At 57.6% G+C, this 13,719-nt stretch carries 11 protein-coding genes, 1 tRNA gene and 1 pseudogene; 9 read left to right on the forward strand and 4 right to left on the reverse strand.

Annotation, left to right across the window (positions count from 1 at the left end; all coding sequences use genetic code 11):
* Window positions 1–6: 6 nt before the first annotated feature.
* The 3 genes from LJ360_RS06030 to LJ360_RS06040 form a co-directional block, all read right to left on the reverse strand.
* Window positions 7–1,284 carry a restriction endonuclease subunit S gene (locus tag LJ360_RS06030; RefSeq protein WP_264995591.1) on the reverse strand — a complete coding sequence of 426 codons (1,278 nt, stop codon included), beginning with the start codon at window positions 1,282–1,284 and terminating at the stop codon, window positions 7–9.
* Window positions 1,277–3,016, reverse strand: a complete 1,740-nt coding sequence (locus tag LJ360_RS06035; protein WP_264995592.1) for a type I restriction-modification system subunit M — start codon at window positions 3,014–3,016, stop codon at window positions 1,277–1,279. Before LJ360_RS06035 ends, LJ360_RS06030 begins: the two co-directional genes overlap by 8 nt.
* A 328-nt stretch (window positions 3,017–3,344) precedes the next feature.
* Window positions 3,345–3,431 (reverse strand) — tRNA-Leu (locus tag LJ360_RS06040).
* Between the two features lie 403 nt (window positions 3,432–3,834).
* On the opposite strand from LJ360_RS06040, the gene rnr reads away from it, so the two are divergent.
* The 9 genes and pseudogenes from rnr to LJ360_RS06085 all read left to right on the forward strand — a co-directional run bounded on the left by rnr (window position 3,835) and on the right by LJ360_RS06085 (window position 12,913).
* Window positions 3,835–6,345 carry a ribonuclease R gene (gene rnr, locus LJ360_RS06045; RefSeq protein ID WP_264995593.1) on the forward strand — a complete coding sequence of 837 codons (2,511 nt, stop codon included), beginning with the start codon at window positions 3,835–3,837 and terminating at the stop codon, window positions 6,343–6,345.
* An 18-nt stretch (window positions 6,346–6,363) separates the two neighbouring features.
* Window positions 6,364–7,106 (forward strand): annotated as a pseudogene (gene rlmB / locus LJ360_RS06050) (23S rRNA (guanosine(2251)-2'-O)-methyltransferase RlmB).
* 196 nt (window positions 7,107–7,302) lie between these two features.
* Window positions 7,303–7,713 carry a 30S ribosomal protein S6 gene (gene rpsF, locus LJ360_RS06055; protein ID WP_091849321.1) on the forward strand — a complete coding sequence of 137 codons (411 nt, stop codon included), beginning with the start codon at window positions 7,303–7,305 and terminating at the stop codon, window positions 7,711–7,713.
* Window positions 7,714–7,743: 30 nt separating this feature from the next.
* On the forward strand, window positions 7,744–7,974 hold the full coding sequence (rpsR, locus tag LJ360_RS06060; protein ID WP_007154918.1) for a 30S ribosomal protein S18: 231 nt from the start codon (window positions 7,744–7,746) through the stop codon (window positions 7,972–7,974).
* A gap of 21 nt (window positions 7,975–7,995) precedes the next feature.
* A complete protein-coding gene (locus LJ360_RS06065) occupies window positions 7,996–8,862 on the forward strand; it encodes a hypothetical protein (protein ID WP_264995595.1) in 867 nt (288 codons plus the stop codon).
* 20 nt (window positions 8,863–8,882) lie between these two features.
* The gene (gene rplI / locus LJ360_RS06070) at window positions 8,883–9,329 is read left to right on the forward strand and encodes a 50S ribosomal protein L9 (protein WP_091849319.1); all 447 of its coding nucleotides are present in this window, start codon (window positions 8,883–8,885) and stop codon (window positions 9,327–9,329) included.
* Window positions 9,330–9,514: 185 nt separating this feature from the next.
* Window positions 9,515–10,912 (forward strand): replicative DNA helicase, encoded by a 1,398-nt coding sequence (gene dnaB, locus LJ360_RS06075; protein WP_264995596.1) that lies wholly within the window; start codon window positions 9,515–9,517, stop codon window positions 10,910–10,912.
* Complete coding sequence (alr, locus tag LJ360_RS06080; protein ID WP_091849317.1) at window positions 10,912–11,991, forward strand: alanine racemase; 1,080 nt, start codon at window positions 10,912–10,914, stop codon at window positions 11,989–11,991. Before dnaB ends, alr begins: the two co-directional genes overlap by 1 nt.
* Window positions 11,992–12,013: 22 nt before the next feature.
* Window positions 12,014–12,913 carry an SDR family oxidoreductase gene (locus LJ360_RS06085; RefSeq protein ID WP_091849315.1) on the forward strand — a complete coding sequence of 300 codons (900 nt, stop codon included), beginning with the start codon at window positions 12,014–12,016 and terminating at the stop codon, window positions 12,911–12,913.
* Here LJ360_RS06085 and fnr read toward each other — a convergent pair.
* The gene (gene fnr, locus LJ360_RS06090; RefSeq protein ID WP_091849314.1) at window positions 12,860–13,603 is read right to left on the reverse strand and encodes a fumarate/nitrate reduction transcriptional regulator Fnr; all 744 of its coding nucleotides are present in this window, start codon (window positions 13,601–13,603) and stop codon (window positions 12,860–12,862) included. The two genes, LJ360_RS06085 and fnr, sit on opposite strands and share 54 nt — an antisense overlap.
* Window positions 13,604–13,719: the final 116 nt, after the last annotated feature.

Raw genomic sequence — 13,719 nt, forward strand, 5'->3', positions numbered from 1 at the left:
GCCAGGTTAGGCAACCGCTGACTCCTTTTGATCGACTTTGACTCTGACTTTTCCAGTTAACAGGTCTTGCATTAGGGATTTTTTCAAACTCTCTAGCTTTTCAAGTCTTCTCGCAACGAGAGAAATGTTCGACTCAACTGTAGCAATTTGATCTGCCGCGACTTTTTGCTCATGCAATGGAGGAACTGGTATGAGTACGTCGCCAAGTTCTTCTTTGTTGTAGGTGTTGTTAACTTGAATCTTGGAGTTCAAGAAGAATCCATTGTTTTTAATATATTTTAGAAAAAAATGCAGGAAACTAGCGTTAAGATTATCCCCGGTTCGAATTCTTAGTAAGAAACCCACATGGGTATAGGTGCCTTGCAAATCAAAAAGGACCGTCTTGGCTAGATGTGCAATGCTTCCATTTCTCCAGTTGAACAATATATCCCCGTGCTTTAAGTAATCATCTTGTTTCACTAAGGATGGATCAACTAATGGGACTTCAGACAAGTTCCACTCACCCTCCTTTGTTACGTTGGGTAAGGCAATGATCTTGACGCCTTGTTGCAATGTTCTGTCCAAGGGCTTGCTGATGCCATAGGAAATCTTGGCTTCACTGTGCAGTGGCGAGACCCTCCAAGATGCCGGTATTCGCCCGACGGGCGAATCTCGAAACTCCGTATGTCCAATTCCTTTGAACAATAACTCCTGCATCATGCCGGTTTTCAGGTCTTTCAGCTTGTCGATCTGTGCGCGTGTTTTTTCGATCACGTCATCGACGGATGACAGGATGGCTGCGATTTTTTGTTGTTCGGGGAGTGGGGGCGTTAGAAGCGGAGCCTCACTAATGGCGTCAGCAGTCAATCCAAAACGGGTAATCCCATTTGCCAGAACATAAAAGTAATGCTGTACACTGGACAATTGGAAAAGATGCGAAAGGAACTCGCCATAGGATTCTGCCATATGTGGTTTTAGCAACGTCAGGTGATATCCGCAAACCACGTTATTTAGGTCTTCGCATACGTAGGCAGGAACCGCGATATCACCGGGTGTTTCTGAGTCCTTCGTGATTATCACGTCACCCTTCTCTAGCGAGAAACGGTCAATTTCCCTCTGTTTTGCGCTAGCCTCCATGAAATCGATGTCGGACGTGATCCTATTTTTGTAATAAACATCAGTATAATTACACAACCGAACTGGGATTTCACCAGGGTCCGTCTTTTTATCGACATTGCTAGACCTTGGGTCCACAAGGCTTCCGAGTTTTTTGATTTGCCACCCGTCAGGAACCGCATTACTCATACCCCAGCTCCTTCAAATATCCCTTCATCACGCTTTCAGCTTCATTTACCTGTACATCCAGTTCATTCAACGACACCCGGTACTTGTCCCACCAACGCTCCAACTGGGCGATCACCTTAGCATCAACATCACCCACGGTTTCCCGAATGGCTTCTTTGGTGTCGATCTCCGGTTTGAAGTCGTAGTAGTCAGTATCTCGCTTCACAAACACCGTGGACACATCGAAGTCTTCCAGAATTTCCTCCCGGATGTACTCGCTTTCCACTTCCCGCACCGGGATGCCTCCGTGCAGTATGGCGCGCACGTCGAAGATTTCCGGGGGTGGGCTGGTGTCGGCGTAGCGGCGGATATTCAGGTTGTAATCGTTTTCGGCGATTTCAGCCAGGGTGACGACTTTTGAATAGCGTTTGATTTCGGCTGTTCCATCCGAAAAAGAGCCGTCGAAGGTCCGGACGATCTTTTCAATGTCCTGCTGGCGGAGCTTGTTCTGGTTTTTGCCTTCTTCGTATTCTAGCTCGCTGTTGATGAAAAGAACCTTGCCTTTACGTTCTGCCGGTTTGTTTTTGTTGATGATCAACAGGCAGGCGGGTATGCCGGTGCCGTAGAACAGTGCAGCCGGTAAGCCCACCACGGCTTCCAACAGGTCATCATTCAATATGCCCTGGCGAATGGCTTTTTCGCTGGAACCCCGGAACAGAACGCCGTGAGGCATAACCACGCCCATCATGCCTTCCGCGTTCAGGCTGGCAATCATGTGCTGAACGAATGCCAGGTCACCGGCATCCTTGGGCGGTGTGCCGTAGGGGAAGCGACCATAGGAATCACTCTCCGCTTCTTCCTTGCCCCATTTCTTCAGGCTGAAGGGCGGGTTGGCAATCACCCGGTCAAAGGTCATCAGCTCCCCGCCTTGGGTATGCTGGGGTTCGCGCAGAGTGTCACCCTTGCGAATGTCCGCGCTGTAGACTCCGTGCAAGAACATGTTCATCTTGCAGATTGCCCACGTATTCAAGTTCATCTCTTGACCAAACAGGGACAGGTTGGACGGGTTTTCACCGTGGGTCGCCAGATAGTTTCGGGTCTGCACCAACATACCGCCAGAACCGGCGGTGGGGTCGTATATACGCATTCCGGCATGGGGCTTCAGCAGGGCAACCAATAGCTGCACCACTTCGGATGGGGTGTAGAACTCACCGCCTTTCTTTCCGGCACTGTCCGCGAACATCTTGATCAGGTATTCGTAGGCGGTGCCCAGCAGGTCCGGGCGCTCGAAGTCTTCGTTGCGCAGGCGGTAACGGCTGAAGTGGCTCAGCAGGTCACGCAGTTTTTTATCCGACAGCTTGTTCTTGATGTTGAAGTCGATGGAAACCAGCACCCCTTCCAGGACGGGGTTGTATTCTTCGATGGCTTCGGTGGCGGTGTTCAGTTCAGAGCCAATGTCGTGCTTCAGGTCTTTGATGGCACCCCAGCGGGCAACGGGCGGTATATAGAAGGTCTTGTCGTATTCGTCCTCATCGTCCGCCAGCTCACGGGCTTGGTCTTCGGTCTTGCCCTTGTCCATGTAGTACCGGACAACGCTTTCCTGTGCTTCTTCAAAGGCATCCGACAGGCGCTTCAGGAACATCATCCCGAAGATGTAGTCCTTGTATTCGGATGCGTCCATGTTGCCGCGCAGGATATCGGCGGCTTCCCACAGGAAGGATTCAAGTTGCGCAAGGGTGATGTTGTGGCTCATTCAATGGGTTCCATCTACTGCAATGAGCATGGGGCGTGTGGTGCCCATGCGGGTCAAAATGCCTTTGAGTGTAGCGGCGAGGGCGTACACGGGCAATGCTGCGAGAGAGTAGGGTATTGAATGAAGGCGACAAACGGCGTCGTTAGCTGAATAAAGGAAGAAGGAGAAAGTGCGTTAACGGCAGCCCAAGGTGGCTGAACAATCAGGGCGGAGTAGGGAAATAGAAATGGTTTAATCAGGTGTGTTAAAGTCGGGTTTTTCTAACCCAAACACCTGTATATCTGAAGTCTGTAAGGTATTGATTCGACCATCCAATAGAGGAAAAGGATGGTGCCGAGGAGAGGACTTGAACCTCCACGGGGTTGCCCCCACTAGCACCTGAAGCTAGCGTGTCTACCAATTTCACCACCTCGGCAGGTGACTACAACTTCTGGCTATCTTACTGAATTCTGTTTCGAATTCAAGCCTTTGGTTGCTGGCTGCGGCGTGTCGCCTCAACCGATGGCGCGTACTTTAATGATTCGTTCTGGGGCTGTCAAACATTTTTTGGGCCGGATTCATGAAATTTTTACCACGCGTAGGCATGATCCCTTAAGGGCGATTTCTGGCCTTTGTTAGGTGGGTATGGGTGCTGGGCGTTATACTCCGGATACATTCATGCCAGCCCGGCGCGCTGATTCGCCGTCTGGTCCGGGTAATTCGACAGGGTTCTGGTCCGCGACGGGCTCAGAACCCTGTCGAATTAACCGGACGTCAGACGGGTGCGGTCGGGGCTGGTTGCCGGCGTATGCCGGTCCAAACCAGATAAGAGAGACACGATGGTTTCAAGAAAAGAACCGCGTGATCCCCACGCGGATCGCGAAGCACAGAAGTACGACAACCCCATACAGAGTCGGGAGTTCATCCTCGACCACCTGCGCCAGCGGGGAGCCCCTGCAACCCACGAGACCCTCTGCGAGGAGCTTGGCCAGACCAGCGAGGAGGGTATTGAGGCCCTGCGTCGCCGCCTGATCGCCATGTGCCGTGATGGTCAGCTGATCTGTAACCGCAAGGGCCGTTACCTGCCTATTGATGAAGCAGACCTTGTGACCGGTCGTGTATCCGGTCACAAGGATGGCTTTGGCTTCCTGATGCCGGATGACGGCGGCTCGGACCTTTTCCTGAGTGCGCGCCAGATGCGCCAGGTATTCCATGGTGACCGCGTAGCGGCCCGGGTGGACAGCGTCGATGACCGTGGTCGTCGTGAAGGCAAGATTGTCGAGGTGCTGGAGCATCGCACGACCCAGACCGTGGGCAGGCTGTTCCGGGAAAGCGGCATCTCCTTCGTGGTGCCAGAAAACCCGCGCATCAATAACGAGATCATGATTGCCGAGGAAGATTGCGGCAAGGCCCGTCATGGCCAGTATGTGGTGGTGGATATCCTGCGTCAGCCTACCCAGCGCACCAAGCCTACTGGTCGGGTGGTGGAAGTGCTCGGAGAGCACATGGCGCCGGGAATGGAAATCGACGTGGCGATTCGCTCCTACGATATTCCCCATGCCTGGCCGCCGGAAGTTGGTCGCCAGACGGCGGCCATACCGGAAGAAGTAAAGCAGGAAGACAAGCAGAACCGGGTGGATATCCGGCACCTGCCGCTGGTAACGATTGACGGTGAAGACGCCCGGGATTTCGATGATGCACTCTATTGTGAGCCGCGTCCCCGGGGCGGCTACCGGTTGCTGGTGGCCATTGCGGACGTGTCCCATTACGTGAGGCCGGGTTCGCCCCTCGACGAGGAGGCCATCAACCGGGGGAACTCGGTGTACTTCCCGGACCATGTGGTGCCCATGCTGCCGGAGAAGCTCTCCAACGGGCTCTGCTCTCTGAACCCGGGGGTTGATCGTCTCTGCATGGTGGCAGACGTGACCGTCAGCGCTTCGGGCCGTATCAGCGGCTACAGGTTCTACCAGGCGGTGATGCACAGCCACGCGCGCCTGACCTACACCAAGGTCAGTCAGATGCTGGAGCACCCGGATACGGAAACCGGCATCAGTCTGTGCCAGCTCTATTCCGATATCCTGCCCCAGTTGCACGACCTGTATGGCCTTTACAAGGTGCTTCGGGAAGCTCGCACCGAGCGTGGCGCGATCGACTTTGAAACCACCGAAACCCGGGTAATCTTCGATGCCCATCGCAAGATCGAGGAAATCGTCCCGGTGCAGCGCAACGATGCCCACAAGATCGTTGAGGAATGCATGCTCTGCGCCAACGTGGCGACGGCTCGCTTCCTGAAGAAATACCGGGTACCGGCCCTGTACCGGGTACACGATGGCCCTTCCGAGGAGCGATTGCAGGCCGTACGGCTGTTCCTGGGTGAATTGGGTCTGCAGCTTGGTGGTGGCGACAAGCCTTCATCGTCCGACTACCAGGAGCTGCTCGGCAGTATCCAGGACCGGCCTGATGCCCATGTGATCCAGATGGTGATGTTGCGGTCCCTGAGCCAGGCAGTCTACAGTCCTGATGAGAGTGGCCACTTCGGGCTGGGTTACACCAGCTATACCCACTTTACCTCACCCATTCGCCGGTACCCGGATCTGATCGTGCACCGGGCCATCAAGTCTATCGTGCATCGCGAGGAGCCGGCCAGGGACGTGGAACACCCGCCGAAGCGTGATTCGGAGCTGGCGGAGTATCCCTACGACCAGGCCAGAATGGTCCAGTTGGGCGAGCACTGCTCCATGACAGAGCGCCGGGCAGATGATGCCACCCGGGATGTGATGGCCTGGCTCAAGTGCGAGTTCCTCCGCGAGCATGTGGGTGAGACCTACGATGGTGTTATCGCGGCGGTGGTGCCTTTCGGCTTCTTTGTCGAGCTGGACGGCATCTACATAGAGGGCCTGGTGCATATCTCCACCCTTGGTGGGGACTACTATCACCACGATGCCGCCAAGCACCGCCTGGTGGGCGAGCGCACGGCGACCAGCTTCCATCTTGGGGATGAGGTGCGCGTACAGGTCGTGCGGGTGGACCTGGACGACCGCAAGATTGACCTGGAGCTGGTCAGCGAGCCAAGCCGCCGTTCCGGTGCCCGCAAGTCATCAGGGAAGGGGGCTCCGGGGGCGCCGAAGGGCAAGTCTGCGGAGCAGCAGTCCCGGGAAGGCAAGGGCGGTAAGGGCAGCAAGGGCCGCTCCCGTTCACGTAAGCCTTCCGCGAAGGACCAGTTGTCAGCCGAAGCGGCCAGGGAGGCTTCCAGTAAATCCTCTGGCAAGCAGGGGGATCGCAAGCCGGCCTCTGGCAAGGGCTCAGGCCGCAGGAGCAGTGGTCGCAAGAAAACCGGCGCCAGCCGCTAAACGGAAAGGGACAAAATAGTGTCGGAAGAATTCGTATTTGGCTGGCATGCCGTTGACGCGGTTCTGAAGAAAGAGCCGGAGCGATTGCAGCAGGTCTGGATCCAGCAGGGCCGGCAGGATCGCCGGGTCAGGCAGATTACCGAAGGGCTCGATCAGCTTGGCGTTCAGTGGCAGGTAGTGCATCGTAAGGAACTCGATGCCCGTGTATCCGGCGCCCATCAGGGCGTTGTGGCCCAGGTCAGCGAGAGCCGGGAGTGGACCGAGGACGACCTGTACCGGATGCTGGCCGGCCGGTCCGAGCCGCCACTGCTGCTGGTGCTGGACGGTGTGACCGACCCCCATAACCTTGGCGCCTGCATGCGCACCGCTGATGCGGCCGGTGTTGCAGCCGTTATTGTACCGAAAGACAAGTCGGCCACGCTGAACCCGACTGCCCGAAAGGTGGCTTGTGGCGCTGCCGAGACGGTACCTTTCGTTCGGGTCACTAACCTGGCTCGCTGCCTGCGCACGCTGCAGGAGCAGGGCGTCTGGCTGATCGGTACTGCCGGTGAGGCAGAGGCGACCCTGTACCAGGCGGACTTCAAGGGTCCGGTCGGGCTGGTGATGGGAGCGGAAGGCAAGGGTATGCGGCGATTGACCCGTGAGCATTGTGATCACCTGATCCAGATTCCCATGCATGGTTGGTGGACAGCCTCAATGTCTCGGTCGCGACGGGAGTCTGTCTCTACGAGGCCGTGCGCCAGCGTCAAAGCGCCGGATAGCTTGCAACGAATCCTCCATGGGCATAAAATGCGTCACCCCTTTTTGAAGGGGCGGGGTTTTATTGTCTGAAAACCGGAGTATCTTCCGGATTTTCATGGCAATTCCCGGAAAGCGGCAGCTTCCATGCTGCCAACTCCTTGCTTCCTGCAGAGCGGATACACCTGCTGGAGGCTGTTCAAACCGTAGGGAGAAAACATGCGTCACTACGAAATCGTATTCATGGTGCATCCCGATCAGAGCGAGCAGGTGCCCGCCATGATCGAGCGTTACACCGGCCTCATCACTGATGATGGCGGCAAGATTCACCGTCTTGAGGATTGGGGGCGTCGTCACCTGGCTTACCCGATCAACAAGATCCACAAGGCTCACTACGTCCTGATGAACGTTGAATGTTCACAGGCCGCACTGGACGAGCTGGCTCACAACTTCCGTTTCAACGATGCGATCATCCGTGACCTGGTGATCCGTCGTGATGGTCCGGACACTGACATGTCTCCGATGAAGGCAGCTGAGTCCCGGGAAGATCGTCGTTCCGACGACCGTCCGCGTCGCAACACTGAGAGCAGTGAGCGCCGTCAGGAAAAGTCCCAGGACGAAGAAGAGTAATCACCCCATCCGGAGTTGAGGAGTTTATCAATGGCTCGTTTTTTCAGACGTCGTAAGTTCTGCCGCTTCACGGCAGAAGGTGTCAAAGAGATCGATTACAAGGATCTGGACACCCTGAAAGGTTACATCACAGAAACCGGCAAGATCGTGCCCAGCCGTATCACCGGCACCAAGGCCCGTTATCAGCGTCAGCTGGCGACCGCCATCAAGCGTGCTCGTTACCTGGCCCTGCTGCCGTACTCGGACAGCCACGACAACTAAGATCGTACAGGACCCGGGACCATGCGTGCACTGGCACAGTATGTAATGCGCGGTCCCCTGCAAGCGGGCGGCGTCGCCGCCCTTGCAACCGCCATACCCTATCTGTCATGGATCGGCGCAGCGGTTGTTGGCCTGGTCATACTACGGCTTGGAGTGGCCCAGGGGCTCAATATTGCCCTTTGGGCACTGCTGCCAGCACTTGGCTGGGCCTGGATAGGTAACGAGCCGACGGTAATTTCGGTGCTGTTACTGGTATTCCTGATGACGGCGGTACTTCGCAGTACCGTGTCCTGGGAAAAGAGCCTGCTCGCAGGCTCCAGCCTCGGGCTGGTCATCGGCCTGGCGTTGCCGGTGTTGTTTTCCGGCATGCTGCAGGAAGTGACCGAAGCGTTCATGAGTCTCTATCAATGGGCGTATCCGGACATGTCGCAGCAGCTGGGGAGCGACCTTGAGAAAGCCATGCGCAGCATGGTGGAAGGCCTGATGCCAGGTACATACCTGGGTATGGCCGTCGCCGTGGCGATGCTGTCCAGGTACTGGCAGGCGGTGCTGTACAACCCGGGCGGATTTCGGCGTGAGTTCCACGCTTTCCGCTTGTCCCGCGGCGTATCAGCCCTGTGTGTGCTGTTGCTGCTGGTGGCCCCGGTAATCGGAATCAATCCGTTACTGCTGGGTTGGGTGGCAGGGCTGCCGTTGCTGGTGGCTGGCATCGCGCTGGTACACGGCGTGGTCGGTCGCAAGAACGCCAGTAACCTTTGGCTCGTGGTATTCTACGCCTTGCTTGTGGTTCAGGGTTTTACGATCAGTTTGTTGTTGATGCTGTTGGCAATTGTGGATAGCTGGCTGGATATCCGGGGCCGTATAAAGCCCTCCGGTCCGGCTGAATAAAGCACGAAGAGGTTAACGAGATGGAAGTTATTCTGCTCGAAAAAGTGGCAAACCTGGGTTCCCTGGGTGACAAGGTCAAGGTCAAGTCCGGTTACGGCCGCAACTTCCTGCTGCCTTATGGCAAGGCTGTAGCGGCGACCGCAGACAACCTGAAGGCGTTCGAAGAGCGTCGCGCAGAGCTGGAAAAGGCTGCCGCCGACAAGCTGGCTGCTGCACAGTCCCGCGCCGAGGCGCTGGAAGGCCAGTCCTTCACCATCAGCTCCAAGGCTGGTGACGAGGGCAAGCTGTTCGGCTCCATCGGTGTACGTGACATCGCTGACGCCATCACTGCTGGCGGTACTGAAGTCGAGAAGAGCGAAGTTCGCCTGCCGGAAGGCCCGATCCGGGTCACCGGCGAGTACGAAATCGAGCTTCAGCTGCACACTGACGTAACTGTGACCGTTCAGCTGGCCGTTGTCGCAGACTGATTGTCCCGTTCGTCATGAAGTGAGAATCGGCGACCTGTTCGCCTGCTTCTCAAATCCACAGGCCCGGACTGCCTTGGCAGCTTCCGGGCCTGTGTGTTTCTGGTATCCTTGAACGGGTCAGGTCGCTCCGTTAATCAGGGCCGACCAGGGCAATTCCATTCGTATTCCGGTATCCGAGAAAATCCATGGCCACCAGCAGTTTCAAGGCATCCAGCAGTGATCTGGAAACCTCCAGGGTGAAAATTCCTCCCCATTCCGTGGAAGCAGAACAGGCCGTACTGGGGGGGCTGATGCTGGATAACCGGCGTTTTGATGAAGTCTCCGAGGTGATCACCGCTGGGGATTTCTATCGCCAGGATCATCGGCTGATCTACGCCGCCGTGGAGAGGCTGGCTTCCGAAAGTGAGCCGCTGGATGTGGTGACCCTGGCAGAATACCTGGAGCGAGCGGGGGATATTGAAGACGCCGGCGGCCTCTCCTACCTGGCAGAGCTGGCGGAGAAAACGCCCAGTGCGGCCAATATCCGGGCCTATGCGCAGATTGTGGCAGAACGTTCGATTCTGCGTCAGTTGATTGAGGTTTCTGGTGGTATCGTGGACTCGGCCTTCAACCCCCAGGGGCGGACCAGCTCGGACCTGCTGGATGAAGCCGAGCGCAATGTCTTCCGGATTGCCGAGTCCCGCACCAAGGAGGGCTCCGGTCCGAAGGCCATAAATCCCATTCTTACCCAGGCGCTGACCCGTATCGAGGAACTGTTCGAGTCCGGTGAGAAAGTTACCGGCCTGACCACCGGCTTCACTGACCTGGATGAATGGACCTCGGGGATGCAGCCGGCGGACCTGATTATCGTGGCTGGTCGTCCTTCCATGGGTAAGACAACCTTCGCCATGAACATCGTGGAAAACGCCCTGTTGTCCTCCGGTGAGCCTGTCCTGGTGTTCAGTATGGAGATGCCCGCGGATTCGATCGTCATGCGTATGCTTTCGTCATTGGGGCGTATCGACCAGACCCGCATGCGCAGCGGCAAACTGGAGGAAGACGACTGGCCCAGGCTTACCTCGGCAGTGAGTTTGCTCAAGGACAAACCCCTCTACATCGATGACACCCCGGGGCTCAGCCCCACCGAGATGCGTTCCCGGGCACGCAGGATTGCCCGGGAAAACGGTGGCAAGCTCAGCCTGATCATGGTGGACTACCTGCAGTTGATGCGGGTGCCCGGTAACACCGAGGGCCGGACCGCTGAAATTTCCGAGATCTCCCGTTCACTCAAGGGTCTGGCCAAGGAGCTCAGTTGCCCTGTGGTGGCCCTGTCCCAGCTTAACCGGAGTCTGGAGCAGCGCCCCAACAAACGACCGGTGAACTCGGACCTGCGTGAGTCCGGTGCCATTGAGCAGGACGCCGATGTCATCATGTTTGTCTACCGGGATGAGGTTTATAACGAGGATACCCAGGATAAGGGCATCGCCGAGATCATCATTGGCAAGCAGCGTAATGGTCCCATAGGCACGGTGCGCCTGGCATTTATTGGCAAGTACACCAAGTTCGAGGACCTGGCCCACGGCGACTACGGTGGGGATTACTGATGTCGCGCCCCACCGTTGCCCGCATACACCTGGACAATCTGCGCCATAATTTCCGCCTTGCCCGGGAACGCGCGGCCCCGTCCCGTACCATCGCCGTGGTGAAGGCGGATGGCTATGGCCACGGGATTGGGCGCGTGGCCCGGGCACTGGCTGCGGAGACGGATCTCTATGCGGTCGCCTGCCTGGAAGAAGCCATCGCCTTGCGAGAGGCTGGCCTGACACAGCCTGTTCTGCTCCTGCAGGGTGTTCATGAGGCCCGGGACCTGGGTGTTTGTGAAGCGCAGAACTTTACCGTCGTGGTCCACGACCCCCAGCAACTGGCCTGGCTGGAGAGTGGTAAAGCGCGGCCGCAGATCTGGCTCAAGGTAAATACCGGAATGAATCGGCTGGGGTTTGCGCCTGGCGATCTGGAGACGACCAGGGACCGACTGGCGCAAGTCGGGGTCGCCGTTACCGGTGCCATGACCCACTTCGCCTGCGCGGATGATGAACACAGTGAGAGTACTGCGCGGCAAACAGAGGTTTTTGACCAGGCTACCGCCGGGTTGGGGGCTATTACCCGAAGCGTCGCCAATTCCGCTGCCCATTTCAGGAGCGGGCAGGCGCTTTTCGATCGGACCCGGCCGGGTATCATGCTTTACGGGGGTTCGCCCATGCTTGGGTGCCACGGCCCGGCGCTGGGACTGAGGGCCGTCATGACCCTGGAGTCGCGCCTGATTGCCACCAGGGAGCTGGCACCAGGTGATGCCGTAGGGTATGGCGAGACCTGGCGGGCCTGCAGGCCCACACGGATGGGTATGGTGTGTATCGGTTATGGCGATGGCTACCCCCGTCATGCAGTAAACGGAACGCCGATGTGGATCCGTGGAACACGGGTACCGTTGATCGGCCGGGTGTCCATGGACATGCTGGCGGTGGACCTCAGTGACGTTCCCGGGGCAGCCGTGGGAGATACTGTGGAGCTCTGGGGGGAGAACATCCCGGTTGACGAAGTGGCCGTCTGCGCCGGTACGATAAGCTATGAGCTTCTGACCGGAGTCACCCAGCGAGTACCCCGTATCGAGGCGGGAAATCAATAAGTCTGAGCACAGGATCCAATTTGTGAATGTTCTGGTAGTCCATGACAATGGTGTGCTGGCCCGGCTGTTGCTCAAACAACTGAGTAGCACCCATCTTGCCGTGACCCCCCTGCTGATCAGTGACCTGTCTCACCTGGACCTGTCCGGAGTGGATCAATGGGTGCCGCCGAGCACCGATCTCATCGTCAATGCCATGTGGCTGACAGATCCGGAGGTCGCCGAGGCGGACCCGGAACAGGCCCGCACCAAGGCCTTCTCCCTGCCCATGGCGCTGGCAGAGCATGCGGCCGCGAACGAGATGATCCTGCTACAGCTGTCCACGTCCTACGTCTTTGATGGTCGCAAGCAAAGTGCCTACCTGTCTTCCAACCCGGGTAACCCTATCGGGCAGCTGGGTATCTGGCAGTGGGAGTGCGAACAGGTGATGCGAACGGTCCTGCCCCGGCACATACTGTTGCGCACCGGATGGGGCCTCCAGCGCTTTATTCGTAAGGTGCACGGTGCATCAGGGGCAGGGGAGCCGTTACGGCTTTCCAGCCGCCATCGGGGGCAGCCGGTAGCCAGCGGTGATCTCGCCAGGGTGATCCGGGCGATGGTTCTGCAAATGGACTGCGGTGCGGAGGTCTGGGGGACCTATCAATACGCCGGTGCCGAAGAGATCAGCCAGTATGACCTCGGGCTGACCCTGGCGGACCTGCCAGGAATGGACGGCGAAGGAGATGAGGTAGCGATACACGTGGTCGACGAACTGCCGTCATGGGCAGCCGTCGAGCCGGAAAACGCTACCCTGGGATGCACCAAGATCCGCAACACCTTCGGGGTGAAACAGTTGCCCTGGCGTTCCGCGCTGGAAGGGGAGCTGGCCCTGTCAGGTCTGGGCAGTGCCCTGGGCCATGGTTTGAAGGGCCTCAAGGTCGACTAGCTCGATGTCCCGGCCGCGCGCACGAATCAGGCCCTGATTCTGGAAACGGGTAAACACCCGGCTGACCGTCTCTACCGCAAGGCCAAGGAAGTTCGCAATATCATTACGGGCCATAGGCAGGTTGAAATGGGTCGGTGAGAGCTTGCGGCGCTGGAACCGGGTCGACAGCGACAGAAGCAGCGCTGCGATACGCTCCTCTGCGGTATTCTTGCTCAGCAGTACGGACAGTTGGTGGCTGTTGCGGATTTCCTGGCTCATCAGGTGGAACATGTGATGCTGCATGCCCGGCAGGGTATGGGCCAACTGCTCCAGCTGCTCCACCGGAATCTCGCATACGCTGGTACGCTCCAGTGCCTTTGCCGTCGACGCGTGGGTATCGTCACTCATGCTGTCCAGGCCAACCAGTTCACCGGGCATGAAAAAGCCGGTGATCTGCTCATCTCCGGATTCAGTAATCACGGACGTTTTGATGGCGCCGCTTTTCACCGCATAACAGGAGCGGAATGGCGTGCTCTGGGTAAACACCTGCTCCCCGCGATTGAAGATCCGATCACGGTTTACCACCTCGTCCAGACGATTCATGTCATCGCTGTCGAGCGCCAATGGCAGGCACAGATTGCTCAGGCTGCAATGCTGACAGGATGACTTGGAAATCGAAGAAACCTGATTTACGGGAATGGACTGATTCATGGCGACCCTGGTTGATGCATATCAACTCACACGATAATACGACAGAGGCAGTTTGCCAATGGTTAGCGCCCTTCTTTAAACCCGAAATCCGGCCCCGGCCATGACGGCCAGGGCCG

Origin of the sequence: Marinobacter sp. AN1, from assembly GCF_026013985.1 — a bacterium.
Lineage (GTDB): Bacteria > Pseudomonadota > Gammaproteobacteria > Pseudomonadales > Oleiphilaceae > Marinobacter > Marinobacter segnicrescens.